Raw genomic sequence first — 19006 nt, forward strand, 5'->3', positions numbered from 1 at the left:
CTACTATAGTAGTAAGACGACTTATTGACCGTATTAAATTTAACGATATTTATTATTTTACTAGCATTAACTGGATTTTTCGTTGCAACAGAGTTTGCCATTGTAAAAGTTCGACATTCGAGAGTTGATCAGCTAGTGGCTGAAGGTCGTAAAGGCTCACTTGCAGCAAAACATGTAACCACACATCTAGATGAATACTTATCAGCTTGTCAGTTAGGGATTACTGTAACTGCACTTGGTATTGGTATGGTAGGTGAATCGACATTCGAATTTATTTTGCATCCTTTATTCGAAAGTATTGGTATTAGTACAGATAATATCCACTACTTTACAATTGGTGCCGCATTTGCCATTGCAACATTTTTACACGTGGTGGTGGGTGAATTAGCACCTAAAACGGTCGCGATTCAAAAGGCAGAAGCGGTGACTCTTGTTTTTGCTAAACCAATAATGATTTTCTATAAAATTTTGTATCCATTTATTTGGTTCTTAAATGGTTCTGCGCGTGTCTTAGTAGGTCTATTTGGTATGAAGCCGGCTTCTGAACATGAATTGTCTCATACAGAAGAAGAACTGCGCCTATTACTAGCGGAAAGTTACAAAAGTGGTGAAATTAATCAAAATGAGTTGAAGTATGTGAATAATGTATTTGAATTTGACGATCGTATTGCTCGTGAAATTATGGTGCCTCGTACTGAAATCATTGGATTTGAAAAAAATGCAACATTCCATGATGTGCTTACACTCATTTCAGAAGAACGATATACGCGTTATCCTGTTTATGAAGGAGATCGAGATAATATTATCGGGTTTATAAATATAAAAGATTTTTTAACGCAGGGGATGAGCAACCGTGTCACTGCTGAAACGTTTACGATAGAAAGATTTACAAACCCTGTCATTAATACGATTGATACGACTCCGATTAATAATTTGTTATTGAAAATGCAAAAGGAACGTACGCATATGGCAATTCTATTGGATGAATATGGAGGTACGTCTGGTCTTGTAACAGTAGAAGATATTCTAGAAGAAATCGTTGGAGAAATTCGTGATGAATTTGACGAAGATGAGGTTGCGGACATTCGTAAACTAAAGGATGACCATTATATTATCCATTCAAAGGTATTGATAGATGATGTAGCAAAACTTTTAAGAATTGAGTTAGAAAATCCTGATATTGATACTATCGGAGGTTGGTATTACACACAAGATATGGATCTATTAATGGATAATCAGATTGAGCTTAATGGATACAACTTCTCTATTTACGAAAAAGAAGGGCATCAATTACATTTTATAGAGGTCATTAAAATAACTTCTTAATTCAATAGGAATGACGAGTAAGAGCGAAACCTCCGCTACCAAAGCCGAAATATTAGGAAAAGCCTTAGAAACCATTGGAGTTTCTAAGGCTTTTATTTGAGAAAAGGTCGAAAGTTTAGGTATATGCTAAAATAAAGTAAAACAAATTATGCGATCAAAAGATATTCTTGATTTAAGGATCGAGAAAGGATATGCAATGAATTTTTCGATGAATGAAGCAAAAATAAAGAAATTATGTGGTGTAACAGCCTTTAAAAAAGGTAAATCCTATTTTCAAGCAGGAAAAGTGCAGGTTCAATCTTTTCAACCAAATGAGTCGATCATCAAAGCCATTGTGCATGCAGTAGATGATGTTGAGGTCATGGTGGTGGCAGATTCGGATGGTAAGGTAGGAGGTACTTGTACTTGCCCACCGGTTGGTTTTGTTAAAACGTATTGTCATCATATTGCAGCGGTCCTATTTGTAGTAGAAGAAAAGGAAACAGAGGAACGTTTAGCTACAAGAATGCTCGATTTGTTTGAAAGTAGTGCAGTGCATCCAACCGCAAAGCAGCTGCATTTTGATGAAAGACAGTCGTTACATGTCGAATTTATATGCACTCCATTACCATTAGTAGCAGGGGATAATGGGTTTGGCATTCAGTTAAATGTAGGTCCAAATAAGTTACATAGTATTTCTAACGTTAAGGATTTTCTTCGAGGTATTGAAAAAAAAGAACCATTTGAATATGCACCAGGACAGTACTATGCGCAGGAAATCTATAGCTTTCCAAAAGAAACTGATACAGTTCTTCAACTATTGCTAAAAGGTCAGCACGAGCAAGTAGTACAATCAGATATTTTACTCATTTCAGCATCGGATTGGGACCAACTACTTCCTTTATTAACTAATGTACCATTGGTTAAATTCAAGCACGAAGGAAAAATGTATGATGGTGTACACTTCGGAAAAGACCTGCCAATCCGTTTTGCCTTTGATGAAACGAAGAAGACCAATTATCAACTAAATGTGGCAGGTCTTGACCGAGTCATAGTATTGAAAGACTATGGATATGCATTTTCAGAAGGTATTTTATATAAACTTCCTCCAGCTGAATGCATTCGACTAGCAGAATTAAAAGAGATGCTCGATCAGTCTGGAAAACATGAGTTGGTCATCTCGGAGGGGCAAATAGATCATTTTATGGAGAAAACCATACCTGGGCTTATGAAGCTCGGATATGTACATATAGCAGAATCTATTTCCAAAAGAATCGGAGAAACTCCACTTCGAGTAAAGCTGTTTTTGGATCGTGTTAAACATCGAATTCTCGCTGGGCTGGAATTCCATTACGGGCATCTTGTTATCAATCCTTGTGAAGAAATAGAACAAGAGATCATGCACTACCCTGGAATTAGACGGCAGTTGGATAAAGAACAACACATCATCGATCTATTAAGAGAGAGTGGGTTTACGCAAACACCGGGTGGTTTTTTCTTATTTGATGAGGAAGCAGAATATCACTTTTTGTATCACGTAGTTTCGAGTATGGAGAAATGGGTCCAAATATATGCCTCGACTGCGGTGAAGATGCGTGTCCAAAGGGGATATATAGGCCCTAGGATAAGAGTTGAAGTGAAGGAACGGACAGATTGGTTAGAGTTTAAGTTTGATCTAAATGGCATTCCGGAAAAAGAAATTCAACGGCTTATGGCCTCTGTAGAAGAAAAACGCAAATTTTACCGTATTCCAAATGGCAATTTAGTATCGCTGGAAACACCTGAGTTTCAGGCGTTATCAAACTTTATGATCGATATGGGGATATCGAGTGATACTATTCAAGAAGAAATTCGTGTCCCGCTAATAAAGGGAATGCAAATAATCGACTCTTTAGAGCAAAGTGAAATTGTAGATTCTGGTGAAAACTTTGCCAAGCTTATGAAAAGTTTAAATGATCCAGAGAATATAAACTTAGATGGACCGATTCCTTTGACAAATATTCTTAGAGATTACCAAAAAGTGGGTTTCCGTTGGTTCCAGCTACTAGCAAAATATAAATTTGGTGGAATACTGGCCGATGATATGGGTCTTGGAAAAACGTTACAGAGTATTGCATTCATCGAATCGGTACTTACAGACGTTCGTGATCGACAACTACCTGTACTTATCGTATGCCCTGCTTCGCTCATCTATAATTGGAAAAACGAGCTAGAGAAATTTACACCACATATTCAAGTACAAGTAATAGACGGTAACAAGGTCGAAAGAAATGCATTATGGAAATCATCAATAAACACTGACGTTATAATCACCTCGTATCCGTCTTTAAGAATGGATACAGAACTATACCGGAATCGAATTTTTCATACATTGTTTGTAGATGAAGCACAAGCCTTTAAAAACCCGGCAACTAAAACGGCAAGATCTGTAAAAATGATCCAAGCAGAGTATCGGTTTGCACTTACAGGAACACCAATCGAAAATGCATTAGACGAACTATGGTCTATTTTCCATGTAGTATTTCCTGCTTTATTGCCTGGCAGAAGGGCCTTTAGTGAATTAAGTAGAGATAATATTGCCAAAAGAGTACGTCCATTTATATTACGTCGCATGAAAAAAGATGTATTGAAGGAATTGCCAGAGAAAATTGAAACAATGCTCTTTTCCGACCTACAAGCCCAGCAAAAAACATTGTATGCTGCTTATTTGGCAGAACTAAAACATGATACACTGAAGCATTTGAAGAAAGGCAATCTCCAAAGAAATCGTATAAAAATATTGGCTGGCTTAACAAGACTTCGTCAGCTATGTTGCCATCCAGGTCTCTTTGTTGATGGCTACAAAGGAAGTTCGGCAAAGTTTGAACAGTTGATGGAAATCTTAGAAGAATGTCGAATATCAGGTAGACGAGTACTGATCTTTTCTCAGTTTACTCAAATGCTAGGCATAATTAGGGGACAATTGATACGAAAAGGAGCTCCTTATTTTTACTTAGATGGGCAAACACCGCCTGCCGACCGCGTGGAGCTATGTGATCGCTTTAACAACGGAGAAGGAAATCTATTTCTCATATCACTAAAAGCTGGTGGGACAGGGTTAAATTTAACTGGAGCAGACACCGTTATATTATACGATCTATGGTGGAATCCTGCAGTCGAACAGCAAGCGGCAGACCGCGCTCATCGAATGGGACAGCAAAACGAAGTACACATCATTCGTTTAATTGCAAAAGGTACCATAGAAGAAAAAATAAACGAACTCCAACACAAAAAGAAAAGCATGATTGACGAAGTAATTCATTCGGGACAAGATACCCTTTCTAATATGACGGAAGAGGATATAAAAGAGATATTGATGATTGACCCTGTGTAAGAAACATTCATGTTAAATCAAACAATCATGAATGTTTATATTTTCATGTTTGTTTCTTGCACAGGGACTCAATGGGGAGGCGATTATTATATCATTGGATATGGAAACAAAAATTATAGATGATATTATGCATCTAATAGTTTCAAAGTCAATTGAACATGGGGAGAAAATCCCTTCCGAAAATGAGTTCGCAAAAAGATATAAAGTACCTAGAATGACCGTAAGAAATGCACTTACGAAATTAGAAGAACGAGGATACATTTATTCTAAGCAAGGCAAAGGAAGATATTTGAAAGAGGAATCGATGCAGATTCAATTACACCTAACTGGAAAAACAAGTTTCACGGATAAGATGAAACAAGCCGGGTATAAATTAAAAACGGATAATATTGTTTGTGAAAAAGTCGCTTATAATGAACAAATTTATAATAGTTTAAATATAGAGGCAGAGGTAGATGTCTATAAAGTGGGTAGAATTCGCTATATAGATGGGGAACCAATTGCAATTCATTATTCCTTTGTTAGTGAAAAGATGTTTCCGAAAATTTTGGAAGATGGACCAAAGATCGAGTCAATGTTTACTTACTATCGAGAATTGGGTTATAAGAAATTTATAAGTAAAAAAAGCTTGCTAAGTATTACATTTCCCACCTCAGATGAACAACAATTGTTATCTTGTAAAAGCATGGTTCCACTCATTGTAGTTGAAAGTGACTGCATAGATGTCGCCTCCAATAAAGTACTAGAACATACAAAAATACTCTACCGAAGTGATAAGTTCAAATATGATATATCAATGGATTGAAACAGGTAAAGGACGATATTGTCCACTATCTGTTTTTTTTGTTTAAGGCTATGTTTCAAGTTGAATAAAGGATTTATTTTTCTTCTTGAAGTAAAGCATCCGTTAGTGAAATTACTTTACTTCTAGAACAAATGCATAAAAAGCATCCCCATGAGATAAGTTCTCTTCCTTATCATCCATCCACCATACGCCATAAGAATAATAATAAACTCCTTTTCGAGTAGGTGCGGAAAAGCTATTTTCTTCAATCAAGACTTCATTTTCATTACTTTCATTAACCTGCATCAGATGAAATTCATTTGGTTTTGGTTCATATTCCATTAAAAAAGATATTTTCTCTCCTGGATTCACTTTAATAGGCTCTTTCCCCTTCATGAGTTCAACAGGTCCAGCAGTATCAACACATCCATCATTCCAGCAATAAGTACCTAGCTTTGTTTCATAGCTTTCATTTCCAATATTTATAGTGACTTCTGGTGGCTTTTCACCTGATAATCCATCTTTTGAACACCCCGTTATAGTAAAAATAATCAAAACTAATAATATAAACAGACATTTTTTCATAATCCTTCCCCCTTTAAACTGTGTAATTTTTCATCATGAATCTTTTATAAAACTAATCTGCGGTTTTACTTGAGTACGTTTAAAACCAGTTGAGGTTCCATTTTCGAATAAATTTCCCAGTTGAAATTATCAAAATCTATTTTATTGAACTAAACTTTTCGGATCAAGACTGGCACTACCAACATAATTCGCAGGTGAAAACATTAAAGCAAAACAAGATTTTCCAAAGCATGTCTCGTAAGGCAACATGTGCCGACAATGCGGCAATGGAGAACTTCTTTGGCTTACTTAAACAAGAAATGTATTACGGGGAAGAATGATGTCCTACGAAGCGTTACAAAAGAAAATGGAAAAGTATATCAATTATTATAACAACGATCGAATTAAACAAAAACTGGCCGACATGAGTCCGGTAAAATACCGAACTCATGCCAGCCAATTAGCTGCATAAATAAACTCTAACTTTAAGGGATCACTACCCGGATGGCCATATTTTGCTAAAGCATCCGAAGTACAATATTTCACAATCAAATTAAATAAGCCATCGCATTAATATTCAAAATATTAATTCTGTTGCAATTCTTTGAGCGTATACATATACTAAAGTATAATTTAGTAAAAAATAATTTAAATGGGAGGGTGATGTATAAATGAGCCTTTTAGATATTTATTTGCAAAAAAACGGAAAGAAACGGTACGACGTATTCAAAGAAACTGGAACAAGTCAGCAACAGCTTGCGAGTGTGAACAATAAAAATGTAAGCAGTTATTCAGTTAAAACGATACAAGCGATTGCTAAAACAGTCGAGAAGAGGGAGGGGATTGTTTTAGAAGAGTTATTACAGCTAGAACAAGAAAATCCATATTTTGAAGTATTTAATGTAGAAGATTTACTATTAGCTTTTAAAAACAAAGAAAATTATATTGTAATCAAGGGTGAATATAAAAAGGAAATAGATAAATATGCTGAATCACAACTAACAGAAACCGAAACTTTAGGATTGCAATTAGGTTCTGAGGGAATAGTTACTATTTTATCTGAAGCAATACTTCAAATAGCAAACCTATTCAGCGATAAAGATGCTGAGCAAAATAAAATTGAAAGCCGAATCCGAAGGTATAAATTTAAAAGAATAAAAAATGGAGATGAACTACTATTGGTTCTACGTCAATTGGATTATTAATTCCTCCATGAAAAATAAGAGCTCTGTATTAAAATGTTGATACAGAGCTCTTATTATGTCCTTATTAAACTAACCTGCACCTTTAGTTGAACAAGAAAAGAGAGCTGTATTATCAGCTCTACATTTCACTAAAGCACCTCGTTAGTGAAACAAGTAAACACTAATTTTCAACTATTTTATTCTCTGTTCCATTTACAATTCTCTTTATATTTTGTCGATGTAGAATGATTATTGATACGCTTATTAGTAGAGAAAGTGCTATGATAACTTTATCTTCAAATATAAGACTGTAAATGAATAATGCTATACTAGCCAACATTGAACTTAGTGATACATACTTAGTAAATAGCAAAGTTAACAAAAACACAACAAAGCCAACAAAAACACCTAAAGGAGTCAAAAACAAGAAAACTCCAGTTGCTGTCGCCACAGCCTTTCCACCTTTAAAACTAGCAAAAACAGAAAATATATGCCCTAATATGGCTAATAAACCACATACAATAGGGTTAACTGTAGAACCAAGTATTAGGGGAAGTAAACAAGCAAATGTACCTTTTGAAATATCAGCAATTGCAACAATTACTCCTGCTTTTATGCCTAAAACTCTATAAGCATTAGTTGCACCAAGATTTCCACTACCGTAATCACGAATATCTTTCTTATAAAATATTTTACTGATTACTAAAGCAAATGAGATTGAGCCAATTAAATAACTTAGAATCAAAGTTAAAATGTTCAAAGTATTATCTCCTTACAAAGTTTGTTAAGTAAGTATTTCTATTTATTGCACATGATTTCCTGCAATCCTTCTTACATTAACCTACTTCGTTACTTCAATAAGAAAAAGGCTTTACTCCTTCTTGAAGTAAAGTACCTCGTTACTTGAATAACTTATACCAAAACAAAGTGGTTTCAATATTTGGATTATATGACTGCTTTAATGTGTCAACCCCACCTAGTATGAAACCTTGTTTCACATAAAATCTGCACGCTCCAAGATTATCATCTTGAGCTTCCAGGGACATTCCTATAAGTTTTCTTTGCTTTGCCCACTCTTCCGCTTTATTTAAGAGTAACTTTCCAATTCCGTTTCCTCTATATTCTTTTTTAGTAGCAATGTTTTCAATATAACAGAAGCGATTCCAATCTTTTATTATTCTAATTTGTCCTATGCAAGTATTATTCATATAAGCTAAAAACAAAGATTTATCCTCACGGTTTATATATTGTCTCCAATCAAGTTTGTCATCTGGAAAACGTATTTCTCTAGTTTCATCAAAAAGAACTTCTTTATAAGACCATTTTCCTGATTGTAACTGGGGACAACCCTACCATACACTTTAAAATAATCATTTGTCTGAATGATATCCTCAATTAACTCATTTTTTAATGAAGAAATAATGATTTTACTTTCTTTATCCATTTTACAACCTCCCTTCCTATTTCTATTTTTCAGAAAAATTTAGTTAGCACAAACTATAGTTAAACCCTATCCTATTAAACTAACCCTACTTCTTTAGTTCAATAAGAAAAAAGGCTTTACTCCTTCTTAAAGTAAAGCACCCGTTAGATGAACAAGGGGTGTTTAGTTTGGTAAGTTTTCACCCGTTAAAATTTCAATTAAAATACTTGAATTTTCCTTATTTAGTTTAGCGTATGCATCATCTTCCATTACAATTTCGACTACGTCATTATTAGGACTTATCCAAAGTTTATATGACGCAGCTTTAGCTACTATATTAGGATTTTTATACTGAAATATAAACCTATAATCAGCAGGATGTTCCATCTGTACTTTTGCATTTTCCCATTCAATATCAAATACTATCTCTTCCACTTTTTGGACTTCATCATTATCCGAAATTACTTTGAAATCTTTATAATTGTTTTCATCGTCAATACGCTTTTGAACTTCAATTTTTTGTTCTACATTCACTATTTTATTTGAACAACCTGCGACTATTGATAAAAATAAAACAACCATAACGAAAAGTAGTTTATGAGTCTTCAAAATATCCCTCCCATTTCAATAAGTCGTTTTTGACATTAGTTTTGTTACTCCGTTATTCAACTAAACTCCCTCTATAAACATTGAGATATCAACGGTTTACATCACTTCGTGATTTAAGAAAAATATTTTTCTTTCGTTTAATAAACAGAGTCTTGAATTTATAGATTTTATTACCAAATCGAGCGTACGCTTCGCTAAAACTAATGGAAATCATTAGCCTTTTTCTCCACTATGTGATGCACAATGGATCTCTGCGAAACTTATGACGACGTACCCTCCCATGTCTCTTAGCGTCAGTGCGCTTACATTCCTTCGTTCGGTCTATTCATAAGGCAGAGGTCAGCTAAGCTGCCCCGGGGACTCATAGTCTTAGTGTTAGTTATAGTGCCGGCTTCTCCGTGTCATCCTTTAATAGTTCGTTGATTGGAAATGCTTACGCTGCCTCTCCGAGACAGTAAAGATCTTTCATCATAGCTTGCTCGTTAAAATAAACTTTCTTTTTACAAATTCCATGTAATACCTTTAGTAATTTACCACAGAGTACTACCATCGATTGCTTGCCCCGTAAGGGATTTTGTTTCCGTGTTCTGTAGTATTCATGTAAGTGTTTAAACGCTTGGTTGTGACGAATAAGTGGAACAATTACTTTGAAAAGAATATATCTAAGTTTCTTTCTTCCTCGTTTGGAGATATGTTTTTGTCCCTTATGTTGTCCAGAAGAGTTTTCACGTAATGTTAATCCCGCTAGTTTGATGAGTTGGCGTGGATTCTCATAAAGTGAAAAGCTTCCTACTTCTGAAAGTAAGTCTAAAATCGTCGCATCTCCTAGACCTGGAACAGATGCGAGCAGGTCATATTCATTCGTTGTTTTAGCCATTTCAGCTAATTGATTATTTACTTCTTCAATTTCCGTTTCTAATAAACGATATTGACGTAGGAGTGTGGCAATTTCATGTTTGGCCATCTGTGCTCCTTCAGTCAATCCGATTGAGTTAGTCGCAGCTTCAATCAGTAGTTTGGCTTTCGGTAACTGTGGAGCTTTCATACCCCCTACCTGACGGTAGAGAAAGACAAGTTCTTCCGCTGTTTTCCCTTGAAGTTCCTGAGGCATTGGTGTTTTTTCTAGTGCTACAAGTGCCATCTTTCCGAAAGTAGAAAAGACTTGAGTAAATTCAGGGAAATAGCGATCGAGCCAACGTCTGATTCGATTTTTAATACTAGCTAAATCCTCTGTTAACTTGGAACGTAAGGTAGATCCGATGCGCAGTTCAGCTTCTATCTCCTTTAATAAACGAGGGTAGCTAAAGCGACCGTCTTTCATTAAACGAGCGATGACTAACGCATCTTTTTTATCATTCTTCGTCTGTAAATTATCATCCAGTTCTTTCGAACGTTTGACGTGCATTGGATTTACCATAACGAGTGGAATGCCGTATTGATCTAAAAAATAAGCTAAGTTCATCCAGTAGTGACCTGTAGGTTCGATGCCGACGATGACTTCCGTTTTCTGTGTTTCCAGCATCGTTTGTCGAATCTTTTCATACAAAATTTCGAATCCCTCTTTTGATTGATGTACCGCAAAGGCCTTTTCTATCACGCGTCCTCGTTCATCGACAAAGCAGGCGTAATGCACGCGCTTTGCTATGTCTATGCCAACGACGAGTGTATTTTCAGTCACTTGATTAATTTTGTTATTCACTTTAGAATGCATTTAGGAGTCCTCCTTGTAGATGATGGGTCAATGGTCGTTGACACTCAGCATCATACTAGAGGGCTCTTTTTTCTGCAAGACCCCGAACATCTTTCAAACAGGAATGCTGCCCCTTTAGTTTAAGTGTAACATTTCACAATGCATATCGAAGATCAACTTAATATTTTGGACATAAAAATAGACCATCGAAAATGATGGCCATATTTTGCTAAAGCACCCGTTAGCACAAAAAGAAAGGACCAGTCTTTGGTCCTTTCTTTTGGAAATATTCTATCGACCTAAAAAGCCAACTATTTTATCTTCAGCATAAATAGCATATGGCTTTAATGTAGTCTCAAACTTTGACTGAGCTATCGATATAGCATTGGGCTCCATGACCATTTAACAATTCCCTCTCGGTTCAAATCTATTCGCCCTCCAATTCATTATTTAACTCAATTGCCCTGTTAGCACAACATCTTTACAACTTAACTTTGACGAAATATTCAGATATTATAGATAAAGACCATCAATTTGATGATTCCTTTTTACTCTTGCGTCGGTTAATATTGCTAGGAGTGATATTTTCCCATTACTCTATATTTATTGTACCTATGATTGGTTATATCTTCAGCCGAATAAGTGGAAAATTCAAGTAATGAGTTTTTAATAACTTTTCTTACTGCCAATACTTGTTTCTCAAGGTTATTATGTGCTCCACCTTTTACCTCAGGGACTATTTCGTCAATTACACCTAACTCTTTTAAATCATTTGCTGTAATTTTCATTATATTAGCAGCTTCCTGTCCTTTTGTGCTATCTCTCCAGAGTATAGTTGCTGCAGATTCAGGAGCGATTACAGAGAACCAAGTATTCTCCAACATATGTATATGATTTCCAACTCCTATAGCTAAAGCCCCTCCACTCGCACCTTCTCCAATAACAATACAGATTATTGGCACTTTTAGCCCAGCCATTTCTATAAGGTTTTCTGCAATTGCACGTGATTGCCCTCTTTCTTCTGCCCCTTTTCCTGGAAAAGCACCTTTTGTATCAATGAACGTAATTACAGGTCGGTTAAATTTCTCAGCTTGTTTCATCAGTCTTAGTGCTTTTCTATAACCTTCGGGATTGGGCATTCCAAAATTTCTTTGTATATTTTCTTTTGTATCTTTCCTCTTTGTTGCCCAATTATAGTGATTGGAATTTCATCAAAAAAGGCAATACCACCAACTATTGCTTGGTCATCACCAAAATAGCGGTCTCCGTGTAATTCAATAAAACCATCAAATAATAATGGAATATAATCTAGGGTTGTTGGTCTTTTAGGGTGTCTGGCAATTTGAACTCTCTGCCAAGGTGTTATATTACTGTAGATTTCTTCTTCTAATTTTTCAAGTCTTTGTTTTAACATATTAATTTCAACTGATAAATCAACTTGGTTAGTCTCCGCTAAATTTTGCAGTTCGTGAAGTTTTTTTCTGAGTTCAACCAATGGTTTTTCAAATTCTAAATAATTAATTATTTGACACACCTCCTGTAATAATGATTATTTATATATTCAATATTTATTTGGAATTACCTTCTAATAATTAGTTTGTTTTTGAGTTATTCTTATTCAACTATCCTGCTTCTTTAGTTCAAAAAGAAGAAAAGCTTTACATCCTCTTGAAGTAAAGCACCGGTTAGCTTAAAAATAAATTAGTGTACTATGAATTTGAACTTAACGTTATATTTTCAGACTCTTCACCTTCTATTGTTAATGTTATCTTAGACGAAGAGGGAGTCTTAGTTTCCAATTCAAAAACATCTTCACCATAATAAATACCTTTTTTATCTAATTCTATCTCACCTATACCCCAACCTAAGAAGTCTGGACTTTCTACAGATAAATTAGGTATAATTAGTTTTTCAGGTTTTTCCCCTTTATAAGTTATCTTTACACTCTGAATCTCTTTTCCAAAAAAATCGTATTTAGTAATTAGTTCGCCATTCCAATTTTCGCCTTCGCCTTTGAATGTAAAACCACTATTGTTTTGACAAGAAACTAACAACAAAATTAAACAGATGATAAAAACGTACATAGAAATTTTCTTCAATGTAAGATACCTCCCCTTTTGGTTAACTATTCGGTGTCTTTCCAAAAACTCCTTCTTAAACTAACCTGCTGCTTTATTTCAATAAGGAAAAATGCTTTACTCCTACTCGAAGTAAAGCACCCGTTAGCCATTCATGTAGCGCAAAACCAGCGCTACACCACAGAGAATGAAAATGGGAAAAACGGGTATAGGATACTACGGCTGGCGAAGAAGGTCGATCAACTATGGTGCCATTGAGCCCATCCGTTAGTCTGACTCCAACGACCACGGTGCATCACAGACTGTCGCACTCTATACGAGTAGCACTCATGGGAGATTAATCCTACTCTGGTTATTGCACCAGCCTGCCTTTATTCTAACAAGAATGGAGTTGATTCTTAATTTACCTTTCAACTTAATATAAACATTCTGAAGGCTCAGCCTTTTTTTAAAAAAAGCTTATTCTGAGTCTCTTTTGTTATGCAATTTTGTATATTTTGAGCATTTTTTAATTTTCATGGGAGTTTAAGTGTAGCATTTCACAAACTAAAACCACCTCACGAAAAATCATCCCAAGCCTCTAACATAACCTTGTTTAAAAGAAAGTATATAAAAATGTAGCGTGAAAACAAAGCTGCCGGGAATGGAAAGAATGACTAATACCACTGATTTTCGTTTCAGACCGACGCGATGAACCTTCCCCGCCACTTCGCGTTCCATGTGAATTTTCATCTGTCTCCCTTATCCCGCCCTTCGCTACAATCAACGCCATATCTACGTTCCAGTTCTTGAAGGACTGGGCGTTTTTTTTTTTTTTTGCCTGGTTTTCTTACATAGAAGAAATCGTATTTGTTCATTAATTATTAAGAGCATTTACGAAACATTTACGATACCTTAAAACACTTGCACTTGGCGACAAGTTAAGATGAATTTGCAAAGGAGGATTCATGCATATGAAAAGAAAAAGAAGAACCGAGATTCTCATTCAAGGTGATGTCCAGTTGGCGCAAAAGTTGGCGGAATCCATTGTAGATACTTATGAATGTAGAGAAATTGTAGCTCCTCAATACGGATTGACCATGATTAAAATGCGAGAAACAGCAAAAAACTCACTATTTTATATAGGAGAAGTCTTAATAACAGAAGCAAAAGTAGAGATTAATAATCGTATTGGCATAGGAATTGTTGTCGGCATGAAAGACAAGCTTGCACAACATTTAGCGATTATCGATGCTGCATATAAAGCAGAATTACCTGAAACCATCACGTGGGAAACCTATTTAATAGAAGCAGAAAAGCAAATTATAAAAGAACGAGCAAAAAAGCAAGCAGAGCTTTTTGAGACAAAAGTTAATTTTGAAACGATGGAAGTCTAAATAACCAATAGGAGAGATAGTATGACGTTTGATCAAGTACATGATTTGCAGCAAGTTTACAGATTAATATTGCACAGTATGTCTAGACCAGGCACCATTTCGTCCCTAACTGATATAGCAGAGCGTGTAGATATGAATCTTCCTTGTTACGACGCAACTATTTTAAGTGCCATGACATTTTTTGATGCAGAAACTACATTTCACATTCTTTCAGAGGATCAGCAGGAGTTAATCGAGAAAATTTCAGAATATACATCTGCAAAATATGCACCAATTAACGAAGCAGACTTTGTCATTGTGCTGCGTGAAGATACAGAAACAGCTATACAAAGTGCTATTCAAAATTGTAAAAACGGCACCCTCATTGATCCTCAGCTATCGTCAACTTGGATTATTGAAAGCACGTTATTATCTAGTGAAGGTGAATTGACTTTGAGAGGTCCTGGAATTCAGGAAACAGCACAATTGCATACAAGCTTTGATCACTCGGCGTGGCATGCGAGAAACGAAAAAACGAAAGAATATCCACTAGGTATTGATTTGATTTTCACAGACGAAAACGCTCAAGTAGTCTGCATTCCTAGAACAACATCAATCAGTGTTATGGGGGTGAGCTAATGGGATACGTTCCGGTAAAAGGCGGCACGCAGGCAATTGACGCATCTATTCAGCGCATAAAGTTTGAACGGTTAAAAGGTCAAGAAATAATTGATGTAGAAACGATTATGTCGACTATGCGGGGAATGGTTGATCAAGTTATGTCAGAAAGTAGCTTGTATTCTCCATACTTGGCAGCACTTGCGATCAAGCAAGCGGAAGGAAGTATGGAAGAAGCAGTATTTCTTATGAGGGCTCATCGTTCGACTTTGCCCCGTCCTTATTACAGTCAAACAGTTGAGCCTGAAAAGATGTTTGTAGAGCGTCGTATTTCAGCAAGTTTTAAAGATATCCCAGGTGGACAATTATTAGGAGCAACGTATGATTACACACACCGCTTACTAGATTTTACATTAATAGAAGAAAATCTAGAAGATAACCTACAATGGCTACAAAATTATCAAGATCAATTAAAACAAATTGAAGCTTTAGACGAAGTAAGCTATTTTCCTAAAGTAGTAGATTACTTGCGAGAAGAAGGACTTTTTGAAACGTACAAGGCAGACAATACCCCTCCTATAGATGTTACAAAGCGAAGTTTACAATTTCCAACAACGCGTAGTGAGAGGCTTCAAGTTCTAACAAGAGGACAAACTGGTGCAGTTACTTCACTAGGCTATGCATCATTAAGAGGATATGGGCAGGTTCACCCAACTGTCGGAGAAGTTAGAGTAGGATTTGTCCCAATTTATGTGCAGCATCCAAATGAGATGGAGCATAGTGACGAGGATGAGTTTTATATTGGTGAAATTAAAGTAACCGAAGTTGAGTCTTTTGTTCCAACGAACGTGAAAAATGAAAATAACGAATATGAACTGGAATTTGAAATTGGATATGGCATTTGTTATGGGCAAAATGAAACGAAAGCTATCGCTATGAGCATTTTAGACCAATGCCTGGAGCACCCAGAATCAGATTTTCCAACACATGATGAAGAATTTGTGCTATTGCATATAGATTCTGTAGAATCCACAGGGTTTATTTCCCACTTGAAGCTACCGCATTATGTGACGTTCCAATCAAAACTCGATAGTATCCGTCAAGTGAAGAAAGGGGGGCAATCAGTTGAAAGCTAATACCCATTTTGCATTTTTCGATGAAGGATCTAAAAAAGAAATTCGCCGTGCAATCATGAAAGCTGTAGCAATACCGGGTTATCAAGTGCCATTTGCTTCAAGAGAAATGCCCATTGCACGTGGTTGGGGTACAGGGGGATTGCAAATTACCCTTTCCATCATTGGTAAGTCGGATGTGCTGAAAGTAATTGACCAGGGTGCAGACGAATCTGTAAATGCAGTTAGTATAAAAAAGTTAGTTCATGAAACCACTAATGTAGAGCTAACAGAGGAAACCTCAGAAGCAACTATTATTCAATCAAGGCACCGTATACCAGAAGTTCCCTTAACAAAAGATCAAATTATTGTCTTACAAGTGCCGACTCCAGAACCACTTCGAGGCGTGGAAGAAAGGGAATTTGTGACGAAAAGAATGCATTCAGAAGACGATTATAGCGGTGTTTGGCTCATGTTATTTGAACAAATCATGAAATACGGAAGGACGGCAACATTTGCAGATCACCCTGTTTACGTAAATGGACGATATGTTATGGCACCAAGCCCAATTCCTAGATTTGATAACAATAAAATGCATCAATCAGAGTCTTTAATCTTACTTGGAGCAGGGCGAGAAAAGAAAATATATGCAGTTCCACCTTATACGAATGTGGAGTCTCTAGCTTTTGAGGACTATCCATTCACTGTGGAGTCCTTTGAAGGTCATAAGTGTCACCTATGTGGTTCAACAGATATCTTTTTAGATGAAATAATAGATCAACAAACAGGGGAAAAGAGTCATCAATGCAACGACACTAGTTTTTGTATGGATCAATTGAATAGGAAAGAGAAAGTTGAGGTGCAAACTAGCTATGCATGAGAAGCCAATACTCCAAGTAAGGAACCTGGGGAAGCAATTTGGAACGGGGTGCAAGGATTGTTCTGAACCTATGAATAGGAATTTAGAAAAAAACTTCTGTAAGAGTTGCGGGACAGTTTATGCATGCCAGGATATTTCATTCGATTTGTACCCAGGAGAAATTTTAGGAATCGTTGGGGAAAGTGGAAGTGGCAAATCTACGATGATGCAATGCTTATACTTCGATGCAGATGTTACTTCCGGAGAAGCGTATATTAGTGATTCTATATTAGCGGGGCAGAATGTTTTTGAATTATCCTCCCAGCAAAAGCGCTCTATCCGTAATCATGTATATGGAATGGTTTATCAAAACCCTGTCCATGGTTTAAAAATGAACTTCTCTTCTGTCGGCAATATAGCGGAGAAATTAATTGCGGCAGGGAATCGCAATGTTGCAAATATGGAAGCTACGAGTAAAAAACTGTTGAATAATGTGCATATACCTTTGCATCGCATGAAAGAAGAACCGCGAAACTTTTCGGGAGGGATGCAGCAAAGGGTTCAAATTGCAAAGGCGTTGTCGAATAATCCTCCTATTCTCTTTTTAGATGAAGTAACTACCGGATTGGATCTTTCCGTGCAAGCTAACGTGTTGGATTTAATCAAAAAAATCCAACGAGATTTAGGGATTAGTATGATTGTTGTTTCGCATGATTTAGGCGTAATACGTATGCTTGCAGATCGTACCATCGTGCTGTTGAACGGGAAAGTTATCGAAGAAGGTTTAACCGATCAAGTTTTAGAAGACCCACAGCATGAGTACACACAGCAATTAGTTTACTCATTATTATAGAGGAGCGGTGACTTTGTACATTATTCATAATGGGAAAATCATAACAGAAGAAACAATTTTGGAAGGGTATGCGGTTGTAGTGGAAGGTGAAATAATTCAGTCGATAATTCCCCAAGAAACAGTATCTACCTATACCGATGCGCAGTTAATAGATGCAAGAGGGGGATACATATCTCCTGGATTTATAGATATCCATTCGGATTATATTGAGACAATAGCATCGCCTAGACCAACTAGTATGATGGACTTCAATATTAGTTTGAGGGAAGCAGAGAAAATATTGATCAGTCATGGAATCACTACGATGTTTCATTCCCTGTCATTTTATCGAGAAGATGTTTTTACCCATAAACCAATGCGAAATCCGAATAATATTCAGCGAATGGTAGATGCGATCGACGCGACGCATAAAGAACTACATTTAATCCGTCACCGCATGCATGCACGGTTTGAAATAGACAATGTAGATGAAATAGACACGCTTGTAAAAAATATAGAGGATGGCAAAGTCCATCTGTTGTCATTTATGGACCATACACCAGGGCAAGGTCAGTATCGAAATCTTGAAGTATATCGTGAAACATTAAAAGGGTACCGGGACATTTCAGATGATGACGTCAATGTGTTAATTGCAGAGCGGCAAAGTACAGAATTTTTAACAAGTGAAAAAATAAAGGAAGTAGCAGACATTGCGATTTCAAAAGGTATTGCGATTGCATCACATGACGATGACAAAATTCAAAAGTTAGAATTAGTAAAATCCTTTGGAACAACAATTAGTGAATTTCCTATAACCCTTGAAGTAGCAAAGAAAGCAAAGGAAATTGGGCTACATACAATTGTGGGGGCTCCTAATGTGCTTCTCGGCGGCTCACACTCCGGCAATCTGTCGGCGGCTGAAGCAGTTGCAAACGACTGTGTAGATATTCTTTGTAGTGATTATTATCCAGCAGCATTGCTACACGCAATCTTTGATCTGCACGAGAAGCATGGTAATGATTTGCACAAAACGTTTATGATGGTCTCGTTAAATCCTGCTAAAGCAGTAAAAATGGACGATGAGTTGGGCTCGATAAAACCTGGCAAGAAAGCGGATATTTTAGTGATTGAACGTATGGAAGATGGGTATCCGATGCTGACTACAACAATGGTAAACGGAGCATTAATAACGACAACACATTACCGGATTAAATAGTAAA

At 36.3% G+C, this 19006-nt stretch carries 15 protein-coding genes and 4 pseudogenes; 11 read left to right on the top strand and 8 right to left on the bottom strand.

From position 1 onward, the window contains the following. Positions 1 to 24 precede the first annotated feature (24 nt). The 3 genes from MKY60_RS01540 to MKY60_RS01550 all read left to right on the top strand — a co-directional run bounded on the left by MKY60_RS01540 (position 25) and on the right by MKY60_RS01550 (position 5483). Positions 25 to 1326, top strand: a complete 1302-nt coding sequence (locus tag MKY60_RS01540; protein ID WP_241597815.1) for a hemolysin family protein — start codon at positions 25 to 27, stop codon at positions 1324 to 1326. A 196-nt stretch (positions 1327 to 1522) separates the two neighbouring features. After that, positions 1523 to 4678, top strand: a complete 3156-nt coding sequence (locus tag MKY60_RS01545) for a DEAD/DEAH box helicase (protein WP_340928330.1) — start codon at positions 1523 to 1525, stop codon at positions 4676 to 4678. Between the two features lie 100 nt (positions 4679 to 4778). Then, positions 4779 to 5483: a GntR family transcriptional regulator gene (locus tag MKY60_RS01550; protein WP_241597808.1), complete on the top strand. Its 705-nt coding sequence runs from the start codon at positions 4779 to 4781 to the stop codon at positions 5481 to 5483. A 111-nt stretch (positions 5484 to 5594) separates the two neighbouring features. Here MKY60_RS01550 and MKY60_RS01555 read toward each other — a convergent pair whose 3' ends face one another. Then, complete coding sequence (locus MKY60_RS01555) at positions 5595 to 6047, bottom strand: hypothetical protein (RefSeq protein WP_241597805.1); 453 nt, start codon at positions 6045 to 6047, stop codon at positions 5595 to 5597. Between the two features lie 158 nt (positions 6048 to 6205). On the opposite strand from MKY60_RS01555, the pseudogene MKY60_RS01560 reads away from it, so the two are divergent. Beyond that, positions 6206 to 6498, top strand: a pseudogene (locus MKY60_RS01560) (transposase); the annotation flags it as partial. 199 nt (positions 6499 to 6697) lie between these two features. Continuing rightward, positions 6698 to 7231 (top strand): hypothetical protein, encoded by a 534-nt coding sequence (locus MKY60_RS01565; RefSeq protein ID WP_241597803.1) that lies wholly within the window; start codon positions 6698 to 6700, stop codon positions 7229 to 7231. A gap of 160 nt (positions 7232 to 7391) precedes the next feature. Here the strand turns inward: MKY60_RS01565 and plsY are convergent, their stop codons facing one another. From plsY to MKY60_RS01600, 7 genes and pseudogenes are all read right to left on the bottom strand, one after another. Next, a complete protein-coding gene (gene plsY, locus MKY60_RS01570; RefSeq protein WP_241597801.1) occupies positions 7392 to 7970 on the bottom strand; it encodes a glycerol-3-phosphate 1-O-acyltransferase PlsY in 579 nt (192 codons plus the stop codon). Between the two features lie 139 nt (positions 7971 to 8109). Further along, a pseudogene (locus MKY60_RS01575) lies at positions 8110 to 8654 on the bottom strand (GNAT family N-acetyltransferase). A 162-nt stretch (positions 8655 to 8816) separates the two neighbouring features. Beyond that, the gene (locus MKY60_RS01580) at positions 8817 to 9242 is read right to left on the bottom strand and encodes a hypothetical protein (protein WP_420877850.1); all 426 of its coding nucleotides are present in this window, start codon (positions 9240 to 9242) and stop codon (positions 8817 to 8819) included. A gap of 433 nt (positions 9243 to 9675) precedes the next feature. After that, positions 9676 to 10953 (bottom strand): IS110 family transposase, encoded by a 1278-nt coding sequence (locus MKY60_RS01585; RefSeq protein ID WP_340928331.1) that lies wholly within the window; start codon positions 10951 to 10953, stop codon positions 9676 to 9678. Positions 10954 to 11232: 279 nt separating this feature from the next. Beyond that, a pseudogene (locus MKY60_RS01590) lies at positions 11233 to 11328 on the bottom strand (GNAT family N-acetyltransferase); the annotation flags it as partial. Between the two features lie 176 nt (positions 11329 to 11504). Then, positions 11505 to 12466: pseudogene (locus tag MKY60_RS01595) on the bottom strand (acetyl-CoA carboxylase carboxyltransferase subunit alpha). 175 nt (positions 12467 to 12641) lie between these two features. Further along, the gene (locus tag MKY60_RS01600) at positions 12642 to 13031 is read right to left on the bottom strand and encodes a hypothetical protein (protein ID WP_340928332.1); all 390 of its coding nucleotides are present in this window, start codon (positions 13029 to 13031) and stop codon (positions 12642 to 12644) included. Positions 13032 to 13963: 932 nt separating this feature from the next. On the opposite strand from MKY60_RS01600, the gene phnG reads away from it, so the two are divergent. The 6 genes from phnG to phnM are packed head-to-tail and all read left to right on the top strand — an operon-like array spanning position 13964 to position 19002. Next, positions 13964 to 14386, top strand: a complete 423-nt coding sequence (gene phnG / locus MKY60_RS01605) for a phosphonate C-P lyase system protein PhnG (RefSeq protein ID WP_241597796.1) — start codon at positions 13964 to 13966, stop codon at positions 14384 to 14386. A gap of 21 nt (positions 14387 to 14407) precedes the next feature. After that, positions 14408 to 15004, top strand: coding sequence for a phosphonate C-P lyase system protein PhnH (gene phnH, locus MKY60_RS01610; RefSeq protein ID WP_340928334.1), 597 nt, complete (start codon positions 14408 to 14410; stop codon positions 15002 to 15004). Beyond that, the gene (locus MKY60_RS01615) at positions 15004 to 16119 is read left to right on the top strand and encodes a carbon-phosphorus lyase complex subunit PhnI (protein ID WP_241597782.1); all 1116 of its coding nucleotides are present in this window, start codon (positions 15004 to 15006) and stop codon (positions 16117 to 16119) included. Before phnH ends, MKY60_RS01615 begins: the two co-directional genes overlap by 1 nt. Next, on the top strand, positions 16109 to 16975 hold the full coding sequence (locus MKY60_RS01620; protein ID WP_241597781.1) for an alpha-D-ribose 1-methylphosphonate 5-phosphate C-P-lyase PhnJ: 867 nt from the start codon (positions 16109 to 16111) through the stop codon (positions 16973 to 16975). Before MKY60_RS01615 ends, MKY60_RS01620 begins: the two co-directional genes overlap by 11 nt. Then, the gene (locus MKY60_RS01625; RefSeq protein ID WP_340878799.1) at positions 16968 to 17807 is read left to right on the top strand and encodes an ATP-binding cassette domain-containing protein; all 840 of its coding nucleotides are present in this window, start codon (positions 16968 to 16970) and stop codon (positions 17805 to 17807) included. The genes MKY60_RS01620 and MKY60_RS01625 overlap by 8 nt, the downstream gene beginning before the upstream one ends. 13 nt (positions 17808 to 17820) lie before the next feature. Further along, positions 17821 to 19002, top strand: coding sequence for a phosphonate metabolism protein PhnM (gene phnM / locus MKY60_RS01630; protein ID WP_340928338.1), 1182 nt, complete (start codon positions 17821 to 17823; stop codon positions 19000 to 19002). The last annotated feature ends 4 nt before the right edge of the window (positions 19003 to 19006 follow it).

Origin of the sequence: Psychrobacillus sp. FSL K6-1415 (assembly GCF_038003185.1) — a bacterium.
Taxonomy (GTDB): Bacteria; Bacillota; Bacilli; order Bacillales_A; family Planococcaceae; genus Psychrobacillus; species Psychrobacillus psychrodurans.

Coding starts and splice junctions, on each gene's coding strand:
- MKY60_RS01615 (WP_241597782.1), top strand. CDS start 15,004: ATGGGATACGTTCCGGTAAAAGGCGGCACGCAGGCAATTGACGCATCT.
- MKY60_RS01550 (WP_241597808.1), top strand. CDS start 4,779: ATGGAAACAAAAATTATAGATGATATTATGCATCTAATAGTTTCAAAG.
- phnG (WP_241597796.1), top strand. CDS start 13,964: ATGAAAAGAAAAAGAAGAACCGAGATTCTCATTCAAGGTGATGTCCAG.
- MKY60_RS01585 (WP_340928331.1), bottom strand. CDS start 10,953: ATGCATTCTAAAGTGAATAACAAAATTAATCAAGTGACTGAAAATACA.
- MKY60_RS01555 (WP_241597805.1), bottom strand. CDS start 6,047: ATGAAAAAATGTCTGTTTATATTATTAGTTTTGATTATTTTTACTATA.
- MKY60_RS01625 (WP_340878799.1), top strand. CDS start 16,968: ATGCATGAGAAGCCAATACTCCAAGTAAGGAACCTGGGGAAGCAATTT.
- phnH (WP_340928334.1), top strand. CDS start 14,408: ATGACGTTTGATCAAGTACATGATTTGCAGCAAGTTTACAGATTAATA.
- MKY60_RS01545 (WP_340928330.1), top strand. CDS start 1,523: ATGAATTTTTCGATGAATGAAGCAAAAATAAAGAAATTATGTGGTGTA.
- MKY60_RS01565 (WP_241597803.1), top strand. CDS start 6,698: ATGAGCCTTTTAGATATTTATTTGCAAAAAAACGGAAAGAAACGGTAC.